Here is a 19,797-nt window from a genome sequence, read left to right on the forward strand (position 1 = left end):
ACCTGTTGGGCATCGCCGCACAACCAGCGCATTTGGCTGTATGCTGGCGGCCATTGATTCACGATAGCAACTTTGGCCACGGGATGCATACCGCATGCGCCACGCAAGGATTGCAGAGCTGCCCGGCTGGATGTCGCGTCTCGGCGTGATGATCGTGGCCGCCGGCCTGTTGCTGGTGCCTGCGGTGCGCGCGGCCGACATCAAGGAGCTCACCGAGAAATTGCCGCGCGCCTATATCGGCGAATTCCTGTGGGACGGCGACAACACGGTGCAGAACGTCGTCATCACCTTCGACAAGGTGCAGGCCTTGAACGAGCAGAATGCGGAAGCGCGCGGCTGCGGTTCATATGAGGTCGGCCGTCATGTGACCAGGATCGGCGTACAGATGTTCATCCGGCTGTCCGATCTCGAGGTCGAGATCTTCGAACGCTCGCCTGACGACAACGGGGCGTTCGAGACCGACGGCAGCCATCGCGGCAAGCTGTCGGAGGATCTTCAGCAGATCGATGCGCAGTGGACCACCACGGCGTCAGGCAAGCACGGCCAACTGCATTTGCGCGCCGTGGCGTCGGTGGCATGCGGACCGGCGGAGGATCTGTAGCGCTGGATACGACCCGCGATGTGGCGGGGTTTGGCGGGTCTCTGACACGCGATGTGTCTTCATCCTCCCCTGGAGGGGTCGAGACGAGCGGAGCTCGCTCTGGGATCGGTTCGCATGAAATGCGAACCGAGGTGGGGTGAAGGTCCCTCGTATCGGGCGCTGCCCGTGCTGAGAGATCACCCCACCCCGGCTCACATCTCGCTTCGCTCGCTGTGAGCCGACCCTCCCCCTCCAGGGGAGGGTGAAGAGCGGCTACGCCTTCACTGGCGCCTTCGGCCAGTACCTGTCGCGCAGATGCCGCTTCACCAGTTTCCCGGTCGGGGTACGCGGCAGCTCTTGCTCGAAATCGATGCTCTTCGGGCATTTGATCGGCGACAGATGCTGGCGGCAGAACGCGATCAGCTCGGCTTCGAGTTCCTTGCCGGCCTTGGTGATATCGTGCGGCTGCACCACGGCCTTGACCTCTTCGCCCATCTCCTCGTTCGGCACGCCGAACACCGCGACGTCGGAGACCGCCGGATGCGTGATCAGCACGTCCTCGGTCTCCTGCGGGTAGATGTTCACGCCGCCGGAGATGATCATGTAGCTCTTGCGGTCGGTGAGATACAGGAAGCCCTCTTCGTCGAGGTAGCCGACGTCGCCGAGCGTGGACCAGCCCTTGGCGTTGTAGGCCTTCTTCGTCTTCTCGGGATCGTTGTGATAGGTGAAGACAGGCGCGTCGGCGAAATAGACCTGGCCGATCTGGCCGGTCGGCGCCTCCTCGTCGTTCTCGTCCAGAATCTTGACCTTGCCGACCACGGCGCGGCCGACCGTGCCGCGATGGCTCAGCCATTGCTGCGAGGTCGAGACGGTGACGCCGTTGCCTTCGGAGCCCGCGTAATACTCGATCAGGATCGGTCCCCACCAGTCGATCATCTTGGCCTTGACGTCGACCGGGCAGGGCGCCGCGGCGTGGATCGCGCCCTTCAGCGAAGACACCTTGTAGCGGGCGCGCACCTCGTCGGGCAGCTTCAGCATGCGCACGAACATGGTCGGCACCAGCTGCGACTGCGTCACCTTGTGCTTCTCGACCTGCTTCAGGAACTCCTCGGCGTCGAAATGCTCCATGATGACGGAGGTGCCCCCGAGCACGGTCGCCATCATGTTGAAGCGCAAGGGAGCCGCGTGATAGAGCGGCGCCGGCGACAGATAGATCGAGTCGGCATTCATGCCGCACATGTCGGCGGTGAGAATCCGCAGGAACGGGTTCGGCACGTCGATCCGGTTGCCTTCGAACTCCTTCTTGATGCCCTTGGGCCGGCCGGTGGTGCCGGAAGAGTAGAGCATGTCGTAGCCCGCGACCTCGTCGGCAACCGGCGTGGTCGGCTGCGCGCCGGCCTCCTTGTCGTAGGAGCGGAAGCCCGGTGCCGGCTCGTCCATCATGTAGAACAGCGGCTCGCCCACCTCGCCCTTGATCAGGCCCTTCACCTTGTCGGCGCATTGCGGGGTGGTGATGAACACCTTCGCTCCGCAGTCTTTGATGATGTAGGCGATCTCCTCTTCCGTCAGGTAGCGGCTGATCGCGGTGTAATAGAGCCCCGAACGCTGCGCGGCCCAGCAGATCTCCATGAAGGCGAGGCGGTTTTCCATCAGCAGCGCGATGTGGTCACCGGCCCTCAGGCCGAGCGAGCGGAACAGATGCGCGCCCTGGTTCGAGAGCTCGTCGAGCTCGCGATAGGTGATCGCCTTTCCGGACGTCGCCATCTGGTAGGCGATCTTGTTCGGATGGTTGCGCGCGTGGATGGAGGGATGGGTCAAAGATGTTTCCTCAGGTGATGCGTCGTCCCGGCGCAGGCCGGGACCCATAACCACCGTTCTATGTTGTTGAGATGAGTTGGGGCCGCAGCCCGGCATAACCACATGCGCTGTGGTTATGGGTCCCGGCTTTCGCCGGGACGACACCTTTTGTGTGGCCGCTTGTACGGCTTGTGTAGCCGCCGATGCGGTTCTTCTTGTTCTACAGCCGCTCGACAATCGTCACATTCGCCATGCCGCCGCCTTCGCACATGGTCTGCAGGCCGTAGCGCTTGTTGCGCTGCTTCAGCGCATGCAGCAGCGTCGTCATCAGCTTGGTGCCGGAGCCGCCGAGCGGATGGCCGAGCGCGATCGCGCCGCCATTGACATTGAGCCGGGCCGGATCGGCGCCGGTGGTCCTCAGCCACGCGGTCGGCACCGAGGCGAAAGCTTCGTTGACCTCGAACAGGTCGATGTCGTCGATGGTCATGCCGGCCTTCTGCAGCGCGCGCTGGGTCGCCGGCAGCGGCGCTTCCAGCATGATCACGGGGTCGCCGCCCATCATGGTGAGGTGATGGATGCGCGCCATCGGCTTGACGCCGAGTGCCTTGAGGCCCTTCTCGTTGACGACCATGACGCCGGAGGCGCCGTCGCAGATCTGGCTGGCGCTCGCCGCGGTCAGCTTGCCGTTCTCGGCGATCAGCTTGACGCCCTTGATGCCGTCGAGGCTGGCGTCGAAGCGGATGCCTTCGTCGATATGGTGGGTGTCGGTCGAGCCGTCGGCGCGGGTGATCTTGACCGGCACGATCTCGTCCTTGAAGTGGCCGGCCTGGGTCGCGGCGATCGCGCGCTGATGGCTGTTGTAGGAGTACTCGTCGAGCTCATCCTTCGAGAGGCCGTACTTCTCGGCCATCATCTCCGCACCGGTGAACTGGCTGAAGACGATGTTGGGATACTTCGCCTCGATGCCCGGGCTCTTGTAGTGGCCGAAGCCGTTTTTGGCGGGCAGCGAGGAGGCGAGGCCCATCGGAACGCGGGTCATCGATTCCACGCCGGCGGCGATCACGCAGTCCATGGTGCCGCTCATCACGGCCTGCGCCGCGAAGTGCAGCGCCTGTTGCGAGGAGCCGCACTGGCGGTCGATCGAGGTCGCGGGCACGCTCTCCGGCAGCTTCGAGGCCATCACCGCGTTGCGCGCGACGTTGTTGGACTGCTCGCCGGCCTGCATCACGCAGCCCATGATCACGTCCTCGACCTGCGCCGGGTCGGCGCCGGATCGTTCGACCAGCGCGTCGAGCACGGTCGCGGCCAGATCGGCCGGATGCCAACCTGAAAGACGCCCTCCCTTGCGGCCGCCGGCGGTGCGGGCGGCGGCGACGATATATGCCTCGGCCATGACTGATCTCCCTGATGTTTCTGGATTGGGCGGTTTCAAGTTGGGCCGGATTTAAGGGGCGGTTCAGCATTTAGTCAATCAATCAATTAACTCTTGAGTGCAGCCCCGCCATGGGCTTATGTGCGGCCTCGATTTACCGGCGAGCCGAGAAACAGCCGGGGACACAGAGCGGGACCAGAGCGCAGTTGAACACCAGCGTACCGACGAAACTTCCGGCCGGCAAAAATGCCACTGCCGACAAGCTATTGGTCGCAGCCAGCGAGCTGATGATCGAGCGCGCCTCGATCGAGGTCTCGCTGTCCGACATCGCGCAGAAGTCGGGCGTCAACGCTGCGCTGGTGAAATATCATTTCGGAAACAAGGACGGGCTGTTGCTGGCGCTGCTCGCGCGCGACGCCGCCACCGAGATTTCGCAGCTCGAATATCTCATCAGCCAGCCGATCACGCCGTCCGCGAAACTGCGCCTGCATATCGGCGGCATCATTCGTGCCTATCACCAGTTCCCCTACATGAACCGGCTGATTCATTATCTCCTGCACGAGAGCTCGACTGCCGCCGCGAACGAGGTGTCGAAATTCTTCGTTGCGCCGCTGCTGGATTTTCACCGCCGCCTCCTTGCCGAAGGCATCAAGGCCGGCGAATTCCGCAAGATCGATCCGGTGCTGTTCTACACCAGCCTGATCGGCGCCTGCGATCACCTGTTCTTCGGCCGCCATGCGATGTCGCGTGCGGTCGGCGTCGGTCCGGTCACCGACGAGGTCTGCCGCGAATACATCAAGCATATGGAAGCCTTGATCTTCGGCGGCGTGCTCAATCCCGATAAGGAAACGGCAGCGGTCGCCGCCGGATAACAAAGTTCGAGTCTAGAGAAGAAACGCCCAAGGAAAGGTTGTTCCCATGCAGTTGAAAGACGTTGCCGTTCTCATCACCGGCGGTGGCTCCGGGCTCGGTGCCGCAACCGCGCGCGCCATGGCCGCCAAGGGCGCCAGGATCGGCGTGATCGACCAGAACAAGGAAAATGCCGAGAAGGTCGCCGCCGAAGTGAAGGGCGTTGCCCTGCACGCCGACGTTACCGACGAGGAAGCGATCAAGGCGGCGATCGCCAAGGCGGAAGCCGCGCACGGCATCGCGCGCGTGCTGATGAACTGCGCCGGCATCGGCGGCTCGCAGCGCATCGTCGGCAAGGACGGCGTCTATCCGCTGGCGAAGTTCGTCCGCATCATCAACGTCAATCTGATCGGCACCTTCAACGTGCTGCGCCTGTTCGCCGAGCGCCTCGCCACCGAAGCCCCGATCGGCGAGGAGCGCGGCGTTGCGATCAACACCGCATCGGTCGCGGCCTATGAAGGCCAGATCGGCCAGATCGCCTATTCGGCCTCGAAGGGCGGTGTCGTCGGCCTCACGCTGCCGGCCGCGCGCGACCTCGCCAGCCTGAAGATCCGCGTCAACACTATCGCGCCGGGCCTGTTCCTGACGCCGCTGCTGATGGGTCTCAACGAGGAAGCCCGCAAGAGCCTCGGCGCCCAGGTGCCGCATCCGGCCCGCCTCGGCGATGCCTCGGAGTACGGTAACCTCGCCGTCCACATCGTCGAGAACCCGATGCTCAACGGCGAAACCATCCGCCTCGACGGCGCCATCCGCATGGCGCCGCGCTAACGGCGAATTCCGTCGTACTTCCCTTCTCCCCTTGTGGGAGAAGGTGGCCATAGGCGGCCTACGGCCGCCGTCCCTTAGAAAAGGACGCCGATGCTTTGCATCGGCTACGGCGACGGATGAGGGGTTCTCTCCGCGGAGACCGACCCCTCACCCAACCGAATGCAAAGGCAATAGCGAACATGCCCTCTCCCACAAGGGGAGAGGGCACAGCAACGAGCGTCGCGTTCGCTGAACGGTCGGGAGGACCATGCGCGTGTCTCAGCCGCTGCTGATCGAACATCACGATGGGGTCGATTGGGTCACGCTCAATCGACCGGAAAGCCTCAACGCGCTCGATCCTGCGATGATCGATGCGCTCAATACCTACTTCCAGGGCTTGCAGCGCAATCGCGACACCCGCGTCGTGGTGCTGAAGGGCGCCGGCGCGAATTTCTGCGCCGGGCTCGACCTCAAGCATGCGATGGCGCGCCGTGGCGGACAGACCGAGCCGCCCGGCGTCACGGAATCGCTCGACTCGCAGCGCCGCATTGCCGACATCGTGATGCTGATGCGGCGCTGTCCGCAGCCGATCATCGCGCTGGTACAGGGTGCTGCCGCCGGCGGCGGTTTCGCGCTGGCGCTCGCCGCCGACATCCGCATCGCGGCCAAGAACGCGCGGATGAACTGCGCCTTCATCAAGCTCGGCCTTGGTGGTTGCGACATCGGCACCAGCTATTTCCTGCCGCGCCTCGTTGGCGTCTCCGTCGCCTCCGAACTGATCCTCACCGGGCGCTTCATCCATGCCGACCGCGCGCTTGCGGTGGGCCTTGTGTCCGAGGTGGTCGAGGCCGCTGATCTCGACGCTGCTGCCAATCCTTTTATCGATGCAATGATGACGGCCTCGCCGGTTGGCCTGCGCCTCTCGAAGGAATGCATCAACATGAGCGTCGATGCCGGCTCGATCGAGGCCGTGATCGCGATGGAAGATCGCAATCAGGTGCTGTGCAGCCGCTCGGAAGATTTTCAGGAAGGCATCAAGGCCTTCCTTGAGAAACGAAAGCCTGTCTATATCAGGCGCTGAGAACAGATCCTCAAAAGGACAAGAATTCCGGGAGACGCAAAATGGATGGAGACCCGGCGATGCTGACGAAACCTGCCTTCCGCAAGGTGGATTGGCTCGTGCGTGACATCGCAGTCGAGCGGCGCACTGACGGCACCGTCGTCCTGAAGTCGCGGATCCCGTTGCAGGCCTACGAGACGCATATCCCGGCCTATCTCGCCAAATGGGCGGCGCAGGCCCCGGAGCGGATCTGGCTCGCGCAACGCGGCGGCGCCGACCGGCAGTGGCGCAAGGTCTCCTATGGTGAAGCCAAGCGCACCGTCGATGCGCTGACGCAAGGCTTGCTCGATCTCGGCATTGGCGACGGCCGACCGGTCGCGATCCTGTCAGGCAATTCGATCGAGCACGCGCTGATGACGCAGGCTGCGATGCAGGCGCGGCTGCCGGCGGCGCCGGTGTCGCCCGCCTACTCGCTGATGAGCCAGGACCACCTCAAGCTCAAATATCTGTTCAACCTGATCAAGCCGGCCGTCGTCATGGTGCAGGACGGTCCGACCTTCGAGAAGGCGCTGAAGGCGATCGACCTCACCGGCATCACGGTCGTTCACGTCCTGCGTCCCTGCGACGGCATCAAGAGCGTGGCCTTTGGCGAGCTCGCGGCGACGCCGGTGACGGCCGATGTCGCCGCGTCGATCGCGAAGATCACACCCGACACCGTCGGCAAGCTGCTGTTCACCTCCGGCTCGACCGGCATGCCCAAGGCCGTCATCAACACCCAGCAGATGATGTGCGCCAATGCGGCGATGATGATGCAGGTGCGCCCGCGCGAAACGGCCGGCCCGATCCCGACCGTGCTCGACTGGATGCCGTGGAATCACACCATGGGCGGCAACGCCGCGTTCAATCCGGTGCTGGTCGATGGCGGCACGCTCTATATCGACGACGGCCGGCCGATGCCGGGCCAGCTCGAGGAGACGATCAGGAATCTGCGCGAGGTGTCGCCGACCTATTACGCCAACGTGCCGGCGGGCTATGCGGCGCTCGCATCCGCAATGGAGAAGGACGCGGCGCTGTGCGCGAGCTTCTTCAAGAACCTCTCGATCATGGCCTATGGCGGCGCCCGGCTGCCCGACGATCTCTATGACCGGATGCAGGCGCTGGCGGTGAAGACCACGGGCGAGCGCATCGTGTTCTATACCGGCTGGGGTTCGACCGAGACCGCGCCGACCTCGACAGGCACCTATTGGGACACCGAGCGCGTCGGCCTGATCGGCCTGCCGTTCCCCGGTGTCGAGCTGAAGATGGTGCCGTGCGGCTCGAAATACGAACTGCGGCTGCGCGGCGTCAACGTCACGCCTGGCTATTTCGGCCAGGCGGACCTCACCGCCAAGATGTTCGATGAAGAAGGCTTCTACTGCATCGGCGATGCCGGCGTGTTCGTCGATCCCGAGGATCCGCTACAGGGCATCATCTTCGCCGGCCGCGTGGTCGAGGACTTCAAGCTGACGACAGGGACCTTCGTCCATGTCGGCTCGCTGCGCACCGATGCGATCGCCGCCGCGACGCCGGTCGTGCATGACGCGCTGGTGGCGGGGCAGGACCGCGAGTTCATCGGCCTGTTGTGCTGGCCCAACCTGCATGCCTGCCGCCAGATCGTCGGCAATGCGGATGCGAGCTATGAAGACGTGATCCGGCATCCCGATGTGCTCGCGTGTCTCAAGAAGGGCTTGCAGGCGCACAATGCATCCACCACCGGCAGCAGCATGCGCATCGCGCGTGCGATGCTGATGGTCGAGCCGCCGTCGATCGACGGCAACGAGCTCACCGACAAGGGCTACATCAACCAGCGCGCCGGTCTCGAACGCCGCGCCGAACTGGTGGAGAAGCTCTATGCCGGCAAGCCCGGCGATGAGGTGATCGTGCTGTGATGAGGCCGACGCTCTCTCCATTCGTCATTCCGGGATGCGCCCACTTGGGCGCAGGCCCGGAATCCATCAAGCCACATCATCTGCGGCTCAATGGATTCCAGGCTCACGCTTCGCGTGCCCCGGAATGACGGCCAATTGAAACGACAAGAACCAAAAAGGTAGCCGCCATGAATTTCGATTTCTCCGACGAACAGAAGCAGATGCGCGACGAGGCGCGGAAATTCCTCAGCGAACAGTGCCCGCCGAAGGCCGTGCGCGAGGTGCTCGACGGCAAGGCGCCCTACGACAAGGCGCTGTGGAAGGGCCTCGCCGAGATGGGCTTCCTCGGCGTCGCGATCCCGGAACAGTTCGGCGGCGCAGGCGCCGGGCATCTCGAGCTCTGCGTGATCGCGGAGGAAATGGGCCGCGCGCTGGCGCCGGTGCCGTTCTCCTCCACCGTGTATCTCGCCGCCGAAGCGATCCTGATCGCAGGCAGTGACGCGCAGAAGCAGAAGTGGCTGCCGAAGATCGCCTCGGGCGATGCCATCGGCACGCTGGCGCTGTTCGAGGGCAAGGGCAATCCGTCGCCGAAGGCCATCAACGTCACGGCCAATGGCGGCGTGCTCAACGGCGTCAAGAAGCCGGTCGCCGACGGTGCGATCGCCGATTTCGCTGTGGTGGCTGCGCGCACCGGTTCGAGCGGACGTGAGTCCGATATCTCGCTGTTCATCGTCGACCTCAAGGCGGGCGGCGTTGAGGTCAAATCACTGACCAACATCGATCTGACCCGCGGCCAGGCCGAGATCACCTTCAAGGACGCCAAGGCGGAGCCGCTCGGCGCGGCCGGCGAGGGCTGGAGCGTCATCACCCAGGTGCTGGATCGCGCAGCCGTGCTGACGGCATTCGAGCAGGTCGGCGGCGCCGATCGCGCGCTGGAGATGGGCCGCGACTACGCGCTCGACCGCATCGCGTTCGGTCGTCCGATCGGCTCGTTCCAGGCGGTCAAGCACATGCTGGCCGATATGTACGTCTCGGCGACGCTGGCGCGCTCGAACTGCTACTACGGCGCCTGGGCTCTCTCGACTAACGCCGGCGAATTGCCGGAAGCCGCCGCCGCCGCGCGCATCAGCGCGACGCAGGCGTTCCAGCACTGCGCCAAGAACAACATCCAGGTCCATGGCGGCATGGGCTTCACCTGGGAGTTCGACTGCCACATGTACTACCGCCGCGCCAATGCGGTGGCGCTCGGCCTCGGCAGCCTGTCCTATTGGGAAGACGCGCTGATCGACCGCATGCGCAAGAAGAACGCGGCGTAGTTCCACGATTCGTCATTCCGGGATGCGCGAAGCGCAGGCCCGGAATCCAGAGGTTGGAAATCGAGATTCCGGGTTCACGCTTCGCGTGCCCCGGAATGACGGAAAGAGATCAGGATGAATTTCGACGACACCCCGCAGGAGGCCGCATTCCGCGCCGAGGCGAAAGCCTGGATCGCGGCCAATGCGCCGAAGCAATATGAGGACGAACTGCGCAAGGCCTCACTCGGCCGCGTTGCGCTCAAGGGCGCCAATATCCTCGAAGTGGCAAAAGCCTGGCAGAAGAAGAAGGCCGATGCTGGCTGGGCCTGCCTGCACTGGCCGAAGGACTATGGCGGTCGCGGCGCCTCGCCGATCGAGCGCGTGATCTGGCAGCAGGAGGAGGGCCCGTTCGGCCGCCTCAGCTCGATGTTCATCATCGGCCACGGCATGTGCGGCCCGACCATGATGGCGTTCGCCGGCGAGGAACAGAAGCGCAAATACCTGCCGCCGCTCGCCTCCGGCGAGAAGGTTTGGTGCCAGCTGTTCTCCGAGCCGGCCGGCGGCTCCGACGTCGCGGGCCTGCGCACCCGCGCCGAGAAGCAGGGCGACGAATGGGTGATCAACGGCCAGAAGATCTGGACCTCGGGCGCGCATTATTCCGACTACGGCATCCTCTTGACCCGCACCGATCCTGATGTCGCGAAGCACAAGGGGCTCACCATGTTCTTCCTGGACATGAAGAGCCCGGGCGTCGAGGTCAGGCCGATCAAGCAGGCGAACGGCGCCTCCGACTTCAACGAGGTCTATTTTACCGACGTGCGCATTCCGGACTCGCAGCGGCTCGGCAATGTCAATGACGGCTGGAACGTGTCGCTGACCACGCTGATGAACGAGCGGATGTCGATCGGTGCCGGCGTCTCCACCGGCTTCCCCGAGCTGTTCGACTTCTGCAACAGTTTGATGCTGGAGGATGGCCCGGCGATCGAGAATCGCGCGGTGCGTGCGAAACTTGCGAACTGGGCGGTGAAGGCGAGCGGGCTGAAATACACCAGCATGCGCGCGATCTCCGCGCTCTCCCGTGGCGAACGCCCGGGACCGGAGAACTCGATCGGCAAGCTGGTCGCCGGTTCGATGATCCAGGATGTTGCGACCTACGCGCTCGACCTGCAGGGCGCCGCCGGCGCCTTGAACGGACCCGAGGACGCCGAGGTCGCTGGTAAATTCCAGGCGATGCTGCTGCGCGCGCCGGGCACCCGCGTCGAGGGCGGCACCGACGAGATCATGCGCAACATCATCGCCGAACGCGTGCTGGGCCTGCCCGGCGACATCAGGGTCGACAAGGACGTTCCCTTCAACAAGATCCCGACCAAGGGCCGCGCCTGAGCGCGCGAAAAATCAAAAGAGGTTCGCCATGAATTTCGATGACACGCAGCAGGAAGCCGAATTCCGCGAGATCGCGCGCACCTGGATCGCCGCCAACGCGCCAAAGGAATTCGAGGAGGAGTTGTCAAAATCCTCGCTCGGCCGCATCCGGCTCGCCAAGCACGACATGGTCGAGGTCGGCAAGGCCTGGCAGAAGAAGAAAGCGGAGGGCGGCTGGGCCTGCCTGCACTGGCCGAAGGAGTATGGCGGCCGCGGCGCCACGCCGATCGAGCGCGTGATCTGGCAGCAGGAAGAGGGCGTCTACGGCAAGCTGACGCAGCCGTTCCAGATCGGCGAGGGCATGTGCGGCCCGACCGTGATGGCCTGGGGCTCTGAAGACGCAAAACGCCGCTATCTGCCGAAGCTCGCCTCCGGCGAAGAGATCTGGTGCCAGCTGTTCTCCGAGCCGTCGGCCGGCTCCGACGTCGCGGGCCTGCGGACTCGTGCCGAGAAGAAGGGCGACAATTGGGTCGTCAACGGTCAGAAGATCTGGACCTCCGGCGCGCATTATTCCGACTACGGCCTGTTGATCGCGCGTACCGACCCGAATGTGCCCAAGCACAAGGGTCTCACCATGTTCTTCCTCGACATGAAGAGCCCCGGCGTCGAGGTGCGGCCGATCAAGCAGGCCAACGGCATGCAGGAGTTCAACGAGGTTTATTTCACCGACGTGGTGATCCCCGACAGCCAGCGCCTTGGCGCAGTCGGTGAGGGCTGGAGCGTGTCGCTGACCACGCTGATGAACGAGCGCATGTCGATCGGTTCGCGGCTCGCCACTGGCGTACCTGAAATGTTCGAGTTCTGCTCTAATTTGATGCTGGAAGATGGCCTCGCGATCGACGATCCGGCGGTGCGCTCCAAGCTTGCGAGCTGGGCGGTGAAGGCAAGCGGCCTGAAATACACCAGCTACCGCGCGATCTCGGCGCTGTCGAAGGGTGAACGGCCCGGTCCGGAAAATTCCATCGGCAAGCTCGTCTCCGGCCTGATGCTGCAGGACATCGCGACCTATGCGATGGACCTCGAGGGCGCCGCGGGCAGCCTCACCGGCACTGACGAGGAGCAGGCCAACGGCCAGTTCCAGCAGATGCTGCTGTCGTCGCCCTCGATGCGTATCGCCGGCGGTACCGACGAGATCCTGCGCAACATCATCGCCGAGCGCGTGCTCGGCTTGCCGGGCGACATCCGCGTCGACAAGGACGTGCCCTACAACAAGATCCCGACCAAGGGCCGCTGAGCATGGATGCCACCACCAAGCCGGGTTTCGCCGCCGAAGACCGCATCGGTGCGCTCGAGGAGTTGCTCAACGAGCGCTACTCGGTGCGCGCGTTCCAACCGCGCGAGGTGCCGCGCGAGATCATCGAGCACATCCTGACGACCGCGCAGCGCACCGCGTCGTGGTGCAACAGCCAGCCCTGGGAAGTCCTGATCGTGTCCGGCGAGGCCAAGGAGCGGTTCCGCAAGGCGATCTATGCCGAGGCTTCGCGCGGCCTCGGCGAGGATTACGATTTCACCCCGCCGCGCGAATATGTCGGGGTCTATCTGGAGCGCCGCCGCGAAAGCGGCTTCCAGCTCTACAACACGCTCGGCATCGCGCGCGGCGACAGAGCGGCGTATGCCAAGCAGGCGCTGGAGAACTACAATTTCTTCGGCGCGCCGCACATTGCCGTGATCCACACCAACGAACCGCTCGGCGTCTATGGCGCGATCGATTGTGGCGGCTATGTCTCGAACTTCATGCTGGCCGCGCAGGCGCTCGGGCTCGGTACCATCCCGCAGGCGGCGATCGCGCGGCATTCCGGCCTGATCCGCCGCCATTTCAACCTGGCCGACGATCGCCGGGTTGTCTGCGGTATCTCGTTCGGCTATGCGGATCATGCGCACAAGGTGAACAGCTACCGCACGTCGCGCGCAACTGTGGCGGATACTGTCACATTTGTGGATGTATAGTTTCCTCAAGGCGGGGAGGCCGGTTCACCCTCCCGCCGAGGACAAGAAGAAACGACAAGAAGAACGACTAGAACAACAATGGCGAATAACGCCTCCCTGACGCCGGCGGAGATCAGCTGGCAACTGCACCGTCTGCCTGCGCTTGAGCGCGACGCGTTCATCGCCGCGCATTATCTGGGACAGCCTGTTGCCTGGAAGACCCGCTTCTTCGACGCGATCGACTGGGGCGCGGGCTCCGTGCTGCAATTCAGCTTTCTGCAGCGCGGCTGGCACCGCCATTCGCGGCTCGACAACCCGATCTATGCCTATATCGATATCGAGCAACATCCGGAAACACGCGGCCTGCGCCGCGGCTGGCGGATCGATCTCGAGGGCACGATCAAGGGCGTCGACTTCGTGACCGGGATTACGCTCACGCTCGACCGGTTCGAGATACTGCCGGTCAATTTGCTCGACCGCTTCGTCATCAGCTCCGACAGCCGTTACTAACGGCGGGCAGCGCGGCGCGGCGGCGCGTCCGCATAGCGCGCGGCCATCGCGCCCGCTAGCTCGGCCATCTTGTCGCGCAGCTCCTGTGGTTCGATCACTTCGGCCTCGGCGCCGAGCCGCAGCAGCTCGCTCGCCGCATGCCACACTGTCTTGCCGACCGGCATGGTCGCGGTCCGCCAGCCGTCGGGCTCAGTGCCATCGGCAAGCCGCATCCGTGCCTTCACGTAAGGATGGGCCAGCGCGTCGAACAGTTTCAGCCCGAGCGGCGACAGCCGCACCGTGGCCTCGTTCGGATGCAGCTCGGCCTCGAGCCGCGCGATCGAGGCGCGCCAATAGGTGGCGAGATCAAACTCCGTCGGCCGCGCGAACGGCGTCTCCAGCGCGGTGCAATCCAGCACCCGGGCGACGCGGTAGGTGCGGACATTGCCGTCAACCAGGCCGGCGAGATACCAGCTACCGCCCTTCAGCACGAGGCCGAGCGGCGCCACGCGCCGCCGCTTCTCGGCCTTCCAGCTCTGGTAGCGGATCTCGATCAGGGTCTCGCGCAGCACCGAGGCTGCAATGGCGCGCAGATGCTTCGGCTCCTCGGTCTCGCCGAACCAGCCCGGTGCGTCGAGATGGAAGCGCTGCTGCATGCCCCGCGCGTTAGGGCGCAGCTTCTCCGGCAGCGCAGCCATCAGCTTGGTCTGCGCCGCCGCCATCGCGGCATCGAGGCCGAGCGCTGCGGCGGGGCCGGGCAGCCCGGCCATGAACAGCGCCTCGGCCTCGCCCTGCGACAGCCCGTTCAGCCGCACCCGATAGCCGTCGAGCAGGCGATAGCCGCCCTCGGCGCCCCGGTCGGCATAGACGGGGACGCCGGCAGCCGAGAGCGCATCGATGTCGCGATAGATCGTGCGCACTGAGACCTCGCAGGCCTCGGCCAGCTCGGGCGCGGTGACCTGTCCCCGCGCCTGCAGGGTGGTGAGGATGGAAAACAGCCGGCTCGCGCGCATGGCTAGATCATACCTGACACAAGATGTCAGGTATAGGCGGACATAAGGAGGCCATGCGCCCTGATGGCGCAAGGAGATCCGCTGATGACCACCGCTGCCACCACCGACCGCATCACGCTGTATTACTCGCCGCAGAGCCGCGCCACCGGCACCCGCGTGCTGCTGGAAGAGCTCGGCGCGCCCTATGATCTGCACGTCCTCAACATGAAAGCGGCCGAGCAGCGCAAGGACGCCTATCTCGCGATCAATCCGCTCGGCAAGGTGCCGGCGATCAGCCATCGCGGCGGGCTGGTGACCGAGCAGGTCGCAATCTTCATCTATCTCGCCGATCTGTTTCCGCAGGCGGGTCTCACGCCCACGCTGGACGACCCGCGCCGCGGCCCGTATCTGCGCTGGATCGCCTATTACGGATCCTCGTTCGAGCCGGCCGTGATCGACCATTTCATGAAGCGCGAGCCGGCGCCGATCACGCAATCGCCCTATGCCGATTACGACACCATGCTGGGCGCGCTCGAGGCGCAGCTCGCAAAGGGCCCCTATCTGCTCGGCGAAGAGATCACGGCGGCTGACATCCTCTGGGGCATCGCGCTCTCCTGGACCATGATGTTCGGCATCGTCCCGAAGCGAGACGTGTTCGTCCGCTATACTGAGCGTATCGCCGGGCGCCCGGCGTTCGTCCGGATATCGAAGGCCGACGACGAGATGGCGGCGCAGCATGCGGCGGCCGCCGGAGTGTGATACGGATCGTGCCGATGGCGAAACCGTTGTACAGCACCAACTGCTTCAACACCCTGATCCGTGTCGCCGAGGATTGCCCGACGCAGCGCGGCGAGGAGCCGCAGCTGCGTGGCGGCCAGCCGACGGTTGCCGTGCTGCAATTCCGGATGATCGCGGGCGCGCCCTACAAATACACCTCCGACGACGTCGTGTTCGCGACGTCGTCGGCCGGCCGCGCGCTCGATACCAAGACAGGGAAGAAGGAACGCAGCCTCGCCCGCGAGACGTTCTTCTCGCGCGGCCAGGCCTGCATGCGCGCCTCGCCGCTCGGCAAACGTTTCGGCTGGGGCGTCCACGCCGATGCCGACGGCCGGATCGCGCTCTTCGCCGTCGACAGCAAGCGCTACCAGGCGCTGGCCGGGGACCCTGAGGTCGCGCAGACGCGCGCGATGCGGAGCAAGCGGGCGTAGCGCTCTTTATCCTCCCCTGGAGGGGGAGGATCGGTTCGCATGCAATGCGAACCGAGGTGGGGTGATCTCTCCACTCGGGCCAGCCGGGCCGTCGACCCTTCGAGACGGCCGCTTCGCGGCATCCTCAGGGTGACGGTCTTGAGAGTGGGCGCGACGAACTAAAACCTCGGCGCCCGCTTCTCGGCGAAGGCCTTGATGCCTTCCTTGATCTCGTCGCCGCGCATGCTGTCGCGGTGGCGCTGGTCGGCGGCGGCTGCATCCAGCTCGCCGCGGGCGAATTCGTTGATTGCGCGCTTCATGCCGGCCATCGCCTTGGGTGCATTGCCGGCCAGGATCGTGGCGAGCTTGTCGACCTCCTCGTCGAGCAGGTCGAGCGACACCATCGCGGTGAGGTAGCCGATCCGCAGCATCTCCGGCGCCGTGATCTTCTGCGCAGTCAGGAACAGCATCTTGGCGTTGTCGACCCCGAGCCGTGTGACGTAGCGCTGGATGCCGCTCTTGTAGTAGTGCAGCCCGAGTCGCGCCGCGGGCATGAACATCTCGGCGGTATCGACGCCGATGCGGAAATCGCAGGCCAGCGCCAGGTCGGTCGAGCCGCCATAGACGCCGCCATTGAGCCGGCAGATCGTCGGCACGCAGAGATCCTCGAGACGATTGACCACGACCTCGAATGCCGAGCCCGCGCTCTGTTGCTCATTGGCGCTCACCGCGCGCTCGGCCACCGAGTTGAGGTCGTAGCCGGCGGAGAACGCGCGGCCGGTTCCGGTCAGCACCAGCACGCGGATCGCGGGATCGGCCTCGATCCGGTCGAACAGCCTGACGAGCTCGCCGAGGTCCTCGGCCTGCAGGCGGTTGAGATGCTTCGCCCGGTTGAGGCGGATCGTGGCGCGTGCGCCGGCGATTTCGAGCACGGGTCCGCTGGCGGTGTCGGCCAACTCGGCCATATCGGTCTCCATCATTGATTCTCGAGTTCGCGGCGCTTCGCCTCGGCGTCGATGGTCTCGGCGAGATCGGGATGCCTTGCCATCAACAGGCGGAAATCGACGAGGTCAAGCACCAACAGCCGGGTCACCTTGCTGGTCGAGACGCTGGCGCCCCGCTTGGCGTTGCCGAGCAGCGCCATCTCGCCGAAGAACGCGCCTTCGCCGAGCTTCACCTTGCGTCCCGGCAGGTCGACCTCCACCTCGCCGGCGGCGACGAAGTACATGCAGTCGCCATTGGTGTCCTTGCGGATGATCATGGTGCGCGGCGGTAGATCCATGGTCCGCAGCACCTGGGTGACGTCGGCGATCGCGGCCGGCCCGAGATGCGCGAAGAACGGTACCTTGCTGACGGTCTCCCAGGTTCTCAGAAAATTGTCACGGCGGGTTTCCGCGGCAAAGCCGGTCGCCAGAATACCGGTCCACAGCCCGAACACGCCGAGCCCCGAGATCATCACCATGGCGGCGACGACGCGGCCGAGCAGGGTGATCGGCACCACGTCGCCATAGCCCGTCGTGGTCAGCGTCACCACCGCCCACCAAAGTGCCGCCGGCACGCTGCCGAAGGTCTGCGGCTGGACGTCCCGCTCCAGGAAGTATTCGGCGACCGAGGCCAGGAACACCACCATCAGGAAGATCACCAGCACGCTGAGCAGCGGGCCGGATTCCACCACCAGCACCCGCCGCAGCTGGCGCAGGCCCGGAATGCCCGGCACCACCTTGAGCACCCAGAGCACGCCGAGCAGCCATGCGGTTTTCGGCTCGATGCCGGCAAGCAGCGCCAGCGGCACCGCCAGCGCGCCGACCGCATCGACGACACCTGCGCTGGACAGCGCATAGAACCAGAATTTGTCCTGCCGCCGCATGTGCCGCAGCCGCACCAGCCATTCGAACACGAAATAGGCAAGGCAGGCCCACAGCAGCGCATCGACCCAGTGCGGGACCGCGTCATAGGCCGGCGCGACCGTCAGCAGCGTCATCATGGCGACACCGACCGTGACCGCGACATAGGCTGCCGTGGTCATGTTGCGGCCGGCGGTGGCGGAAACGAAGCGCGTCAAGGCCGGAAGGACGAGCGGCTTGGACATCGGAACGGAGCTTGCCTGTCGCTGAACTGCTGGAATCGAGGCCCTGCGAATGGCCGAGCCTGTTCACAACGTGCCTCTCCCGGTTGAGGCCGTCAACGCGCAGGCGATCGCGGGACGGTCGCGGCGAGAGGCCAAACATTGGACGAATGGCCTAACCATGTTGGCCCGTTTTTGCGCGCGCGAATGTGAGAAATCAGACAAATCGTCGCTTTTTCACCGTATATCAGGGATGCTGGTCGCCTATGCGACCTCAGCCGGAATGAAGCGACTAATAAGGCGATCTTGTTCACTTCTTGAGAAATTGGTTGGTTTCCGATGGATACCTCACATCTCGCGGAGCACGCCGGCGCCGCCGGCAGTTTCTTCGCATCGATCTTCGTGGTCGCCACGCTGTCGATGCGGACCATGATCCCGTTGCGCGTCTTCGCCATCCTGACCAACATCATCCTGATCGCGACCGCCGTCCCGACCCATAATTACGCGACGCTGATCCTGCATGCCGTGCTGCTGCCGGTGAACACCTATCGTCTGCACCAGATGCTGCAGCTGGTCCGCAGCGTGAAGAAATCGGTCAACAGCGATCTGTCGATGGATTGGCTGAGGCCGTTCACGACGGAGCGCAAATGCACCGCGGGCGAAGTCCTGTTCTACAAGGACGAGAAGGCCGACAGCATGTTCTACATTGTCAGCGGCCGCTTTCGCCTGGTCGAATCCGGCATCGAGCTGCCGGTCGGCGCGCTGGTCGGCGAGTTCGGCATGCTGTCGCCGTCGAACACGCGCACCCAGACACTGGAGTGCGTCGAAACCGGCATGGTGCTGTCGGTGACCTATGACCAGGTCGAGCAGCTCTACGTTCAGAACCCGGCGTTTGGCTTCTACCTCCTGCGTCTGTTCAGCGCCCGCCTGTTCGAGAATATCTCGACGCTCGAGCAGCGGCTCGCGCAGCACGCCACCCCACAGGTCGCGGAGCCGAAACCTGCATGAGCCCCGCGACGAGTCCTGGAGGCGCCGCAGTGCCGGATGACGACAGTCTGCTGGCTTCGCTTCGTTACCTGTTTGCCGACATCATCGGCGATGAGGACGAGGGGCCGCCTGTGCTGCCCGACGCCTGCCCGGATCACCTCGGGCCCGCGGTCACCCAGGCCATCGATCTGTTGATCGCCTATCAGAGCACGAGCTACGCCCAGCTCTATATCGACCGGCTCAAGCGCTTCGTCGGCCGCCGCGGCGTTGACGACGCCCTGATTGCCGAGATCGCGCGGCTGATGGCCGAGCGCATGGCCTATGAGGACGCGATCCGCATCGCGCAGCTCAAGCTCGGCGAAGTCAACGCGGCGGGCGGCCTTGCGGCGCGCTCGGCCGACGACGTCAAGAAACTCCGCCTCGACGAGTTGATCGACGCCCTGCCGGAGATGGTCGCCGATCCGGTGCTTGCCGTGCTCGACCGGCTCGGCTGGCGCCGCCGCCGGGTCTCGATCCGTTTCAGCGCCAACACCCGCTTTAGCGTTCGCCGGCTCAGGATCGAGGCCGGCCTGAAGCGCTGGCGGCTGTTCTCGGGGCGTTACGCCAAGGAGCGGATCTGGGTCGAGCGCTGGCTGCATATGATCGACCGCAGCCTCACCAAGCAGCCGGCCGCGGCCCAGGCGGTCGCGGAGACCGCGACCATGATCCAGGGCTACGGCGATCCCTATCGTCAAGGTATTGCGGACTGGCACGTGATCATCGACGGGCTGGTCAAGCCGACCTTCGACGGCGTGCTCGTGCTCCCCGATCTTGCCGCCGCGATCACCGAAGCCCGCGCCGCCATCATGCCCGATCCGCGGCAGGCCGCGCTGAAGCGCAAGGTCGCCGAGATTCGCGCCCGGGTGCCGGCGAATCCATCACCGTCACCCTGAGGAGCGCGCCCTCGCGCGCGTCTCGAAGGGTCGACGGCCCCACTGTGGCCGTGCATCCTTCGAGACGCGCTACGCGCTCCTCAGCGACTGTGTTCTTCGTCAAGCGGGTTGCCATGGTTTTTGGTCCCTG

19 protein-coding genes are annotated in these 19,797 nt (G+C 64.9%); 14 read left to right on the forward strand and 5 right to left on the reverse strand.

Features of this window, described 5'->3' with window-relative positions; all coding sequences use genetic code 11:
- The first annotated feature begins 94 nt into the window (after positions 1-94).
- Positions 95-601, forward strand: a complete 507-nt coding sequence (locus tag BraRD5C2_RS01255; RefSeq protein ID WP_223966288.1) for a hypothetical protein — start codon at positions 95-97, stop codon at positions 599-601.
- Between the two features lie 252 nt (positions 602-853).
- Here BraRD5C2_RS01255 and BraRD5C2_RS01260 read toward each other — a convergent pair whose 3' ends face one another.
- Both BraRD5C2_RS01260 and BraRD5C2_RS01265 read right to left on the reverse strand, forming a co-directional pair.
- Positions 854-2,398, reverse strand: a complete 1,545-nt coding sequence (locus BraRD5C2_RS01260; protein WP_223966290.1) for an acyl-CoA synthetase — start codon at positions 2,396-2,398, stop codon at positions 854-856.
- Between the two features lie 199 nt (positions 2,399-2,597).
- Complete coding sequence (locus tag BraRD5C2_RS01265; RefSeq protein ID WP_223966292.1) at positions 2,598-3,770, reverse strand: acetyl-CoA C-acetyltransferase; 1,173 nt, start codon at positions 3,768-3,770, stop codon at positions 2,598-2,600.
- Positions 3,771-3,955: 185 nt separating this feature from the next.
- Here BraRD5C2_RS01265 and BraRD5C2_RS01270 point away from each other — a divergent pair, with 185 nt between their 5' ends.
- The 9 genes from BraRD5C2_RS01270 to BraRD5C2_RS01310 all read left to right on the forward strand — a co-directional run bounded on the left by BraRD5C2_RS01270 (position 3,956) and on the right by BraRD5C2_RS01310 (position 13,525).
- A complete protein-coding gene (locus tag BraRD5C2_RS01270; RefSeq protein ID WP_173640304.1) occupies positions 3,956-4,621 on the forward strand; it encodes a TetR family transcriptional regulator in 666 nt (221 codons plus the stop codon).
- A 46-nt stretch (positions 4,622-4,667) separates the two neighbouring features.
- The gene (locus tag BraRD5C2_RS01275; protein ID WP_029077953.1) at positions 4,668-5,426 is read left to right on the forward strand and encodes an SDR family NAD(P)-dependent oxidoreductase; all 759 of its coding nucleotides are present in this window, start codon (positions 4,668-4,670) and stop codon (positions 5,424-5,426) included.
- Positions 5,427-5,679: 253 nt separating this feature from the next.
- Positions 5,680-6,486 (forward strand): enoyl-CoA hydratase/isomerase family protein, encoded by an 807-nt coding sequence (locus tag BraRD5C2_RS01280; RefSeq protein ID WP_223966313.1) that lies wholly within the window; start codon positions 5,680-5,682, stop codon positions 6,484-6,486.
- A gap of 41 nt (positions 6,487-6,527) precedes the next feature.
- Complete coding sequence (locus BraRD5C2_RS01285; protein ID WP_223966293.1) at positions 6,528-8,393, forward strand: AMP-binding protein; 1,866 nt, start codon at positions 6,528-6,530, stop codon at positions 8,391-8,393.
- A gap of 167 nt (positions 8,394-8,560) precedes the next feature.
- Entirely contained in the window at positions 8,561-9,688 is a 1,128-nt protein-coding gene (locus BraRD5C2_RS01290) for an acyl-CoA dehydrogenase family protein (RefSeq protein WP_223966294.1), read from the forward strand.
- Between the two features lie 114 nt (positions 9,689-9,802).
- On the forward strand, positions 9,803-11,050 hold the full coding sequence (locus BraRD5C2_RS01295) for an acyl-CoA dehydrogenase (RefSeq protein WP_223966295.1): 1,248 nt from the start codon (positions 9,803-9,805) through the stop codon (positions 11,048-11,050).
- A 28-nt stretch (positions 11,051-11,078) separates the two neighbouring features.
- Entirely contained in the window at positions 11,079-12,323 is a 1,245-nt protein-coding gene (locus BraRD5C2_RS01300) for an acyl-CoA dehydrogenase (protein WP_223966296.1), read from the forward strand.
- Between the two features lie 2 nt (positions 12,324-12,325).
- The gene (locus tag BraRD5C2_RS01305) at positions 12,326-13,036 is read left to right on the forward strand and encodes a nitroreductase (protein ID WP_223966297.1); all 711 of its coding nucleotides are present in this window, start codon (positions 12,326-12,328) and stop codon (positions 13,034-13,036) included.
- A 78-nt stretch (positions 13,037-13,114) separates the two neighbouring features.
- Positions 13,115-13,525: a hypothetical protein gene (locus BraRD5C2_RS01310; RefSeq protein WP_223966299.1), complete on the forward strand. Its 411-nt coding sequence runs from the start codon at positions 13,115-13,117 to the stop codon at positions 13,523-13,525.
- On the opposite strand, the gene BraRD5C2_RS01315 is transcribed toward BraRD5C2_RS01310, so the two are convergent.
- A complete protein-coding gene (locus tag BraRD5C2_RS01315) occupies positions 13,522-14,517 on the reverse strand; it encodes a helix-turn-helix transcriptional regulator (protein WP_223966301.1) in 996 nt (331 codons plus the stop codon). The genes BraRD5C2_RS01310 and BraRD5C2_RS01315 overlap by 4 nt on opposite strands.
- Before the next feature lie 84 nt (positions 14,518-14,601).
- Between BraRD5C2_RS01315 and BraRD5C2_RS01320 the strand changes: the two genes are divergently transcribed.
- On the forward strand, positions 14,602-15,255 hold the full coding sequence (locus tag BraRD5C2_RS01320) for a glutathione S-transferase family protein (RefSeq protein ID WP_223966304.1): 654 nt from the start codon (positions 14,602-14,604) through the stop codon (positions 15,253-15,255).
- A gap of 14 nt (positions 15,256-15,269) precedes the next feature.
- A complete protein-coding gene (locus BraRD5C2_RS01325; RefSeq protein ID WP_223966306.1) occupies positions 15,270-15,704 on the forward strand; it encodes a DUF6157 family protein in 435 nt (144 codons plus the stop codon).
- A 158-nt stretch (positions 15,705-15,862) separates the two neighbouring features.
- Here BraRD5C2_RS01325 and BraRD5C2_RS01330 read toward each other — a convergent pair whose 3' ends face one another.
- Both BraRD5C2_RS01330 and BraRD5C2_RS01335 read right to left on the reverse strand, forming a co-directional pair.
- Positions 15,863-16,648 (reverse strand): enoyl-CoA hydratase/isomerase family protein, encoded by a 786-nt coding sequence (locus BraRD5C2_RS01330; RefSeq protein WP_223966314.1) that lies wholly within the window; start codon positions 16,646-16,648, stop codon positions 15,863-15,865.
- 11 nt (positions 16,649-16,659) lie between these two features.
- Positions 16,660-17,772, reverse strand: coding sequence for a cyclic nucleotide-gated ion channel (locus BraRD5C2_RS01335; protein ID WP_223966308.1), 1,113 nt, complete (start codon positions 17,770-17,772; stop codon positions 16,660-16,662).
- A gap of 315 nt (positions 17,773-18,087) precedes the next feature.
- On the opposite strand from BraRD5C2_RS01335, the gene BraRD5C2_RS01340 reads away from it, so the two are divergent.
- Positions 18,088-18,756 carry a Crp/Fnr family transcriptional regulator gene (locus BraRD5C2_RS01340; protein WP_223966309.1) on the forward strand — a complete coding sequence of 223 codons (669 nt, stop codon included), beginning with the start codon at positions 18,088-18,090 and terminating at the stop codon, positions 18,754-18,756.
- Positions 18,753-19,667 carry a DUF6537 domain-containing protein gene (locus BraRD5C2_RS01345; RefSeq protein ID WP_223966310.1) on the forward strand — a complete coding sequence of 305 codons (915 nt, stop codon included), beginning with the start codon at positions 18,753-18,755 and terminating at the stop codon, positions 19,665-19,667. Before BraRD5C2_RS01340 ends, BraRD5C2_RS01345 begins: the two co-directional genes overlap by 4 nt.
- The last annotated feature ends 130 nt before the right edge of the window (positions 19,668-19,797 follow it).

The organism is Bradyrhizobium sp. RD5-C2 (assembly GCF_019972155.1).
In the GTDB taxonomy this organism is placed as follows: Bacteria; Pseudomonadota; Alphaproteobacteria; order Rhizobiales; family Xanthobacteraceae; genus Bradyrhizobium.

Excerpts from the sequence above, each read along its gene's own strand:
- BraRD5C2_RS01310 (WP_223966299.1), top strand. The coding sequence starts at position 13,115 with ATGGCGAATAACGCCTCCCTGACGCCGGCGGAGATCAGCTGGCAACTG.
- BraRD5C2_RS01320 (WP_223966304.1), top strand. The coding sequence starts at position 14,602 with ATGACCACCGCTGCCACCACCGACCGCATCACGCTGTATTACTCGCCG.
- BraRD5C2_RS01290 (WP_223966294.1), top strand. The coding sequence starts at position 8,561 with ATGAATTTCGATTTCTCCGACGAACAGAAGCAGATGCGCGACGAGGCG.
- BraRD5C2_RS01325 (WP_223966306.1), top strand. The coding sequence starts at position 15,270 with ATGGCGAAACCGTTGTACAGCACCAACTGCTTCAACACCCTGATCCGT.
- BraRD5C2_RS01285 (WP_223966293.1), top strand. The coding sequence starts at position 6,528 with ATGGATGGAGACCCGGCGATGCTGACGAAACCTGCCTTCCGCAAGGTG.
- BraRD5C2_RS01305 (WP_223966297.1), top strand. The coding sequence starts at position 12,326 with ATGGATGCCACCACCAAGCCGGGTTTCGCCGCCGAAGACCGCATCGGT.
- BraRD5C2_RS01335 (WP_223966308.1), bottom strand. The coding sequence starts at position 17,772 with ATGTCCAAGCCGCTCGTCCTTCCGGCCTTGACGCGCTTCGTTTCCGCC.
- BraRD5C2_RS01255 (WP_223966288.1), top strand. The coding sequence starts at position 95 with ATGCGCCACGCAAGGATTGCAGAGCTGCCCGGCTGGATGTCGCGTCTC.
- BraRD5C2_RS01340 (WP_223966309.1), top strand. The coding sequence starts at position 18,088 with ATGGATACCTCACATCTCGCGGAGCACGCCGGCGCCGCCGGCAGTTTC.
- BraRD5C2_RS01345 (WP_223966310.1), top strand. The coding sequence starts at position 18,753 with ATGAGCCCCGCGACGAGTCCTGGAGGCGCCGCAGTGCCGGATGACGAC.
- BraRD5C2_RS01330 (WP_223966314.1), bottom strand. The coding sequence starts at position 16,648 with ATGGCCGAGTTGGCCGACACCGCCAGCGGACCCGTGCTCGAAATCGCC.
- BraRD5C2_RS01315 (WP_223966301.1), bottom strand. The coding sequence starts at position 14,517 with ATGCGCGCGAGCCGGCTGTTTTCCATCCTCACCACCCTGCAGGCGCGG.
- BraRD5C2_RS01275 (WP_029077953.1), top strand. The coding sequence starts at position 4,668 with ATGCAGTTGAAAGACGTTGCCGTTCTCATCACCGGCGGTGGCTCCGGG.
- BraRD5C2_RS01300 (WP_223966296.1), top strand. The coding sequence starts at position 11,079 with ATGAATTTCGATGACACGCAGCAGGAAGCCGAATTCCGCGAGATCGCG.
- BraRD5C2_RS01295 (WP_223966295.1), top strand. The coding sequence starts at position 9,803 with ATGAATTTCGACGACACCCCGCAGGAGGCCGCATTCCGCGCCGAGGCG.
- BraRD5C2_RS01265 (WP_223966292.1), bottom strand. The coding sequence starts at position 3,770 with ATGGCCGAGGCATATATCGTCGCCGCCGCCCGCACCGCCGGCGGCCGC.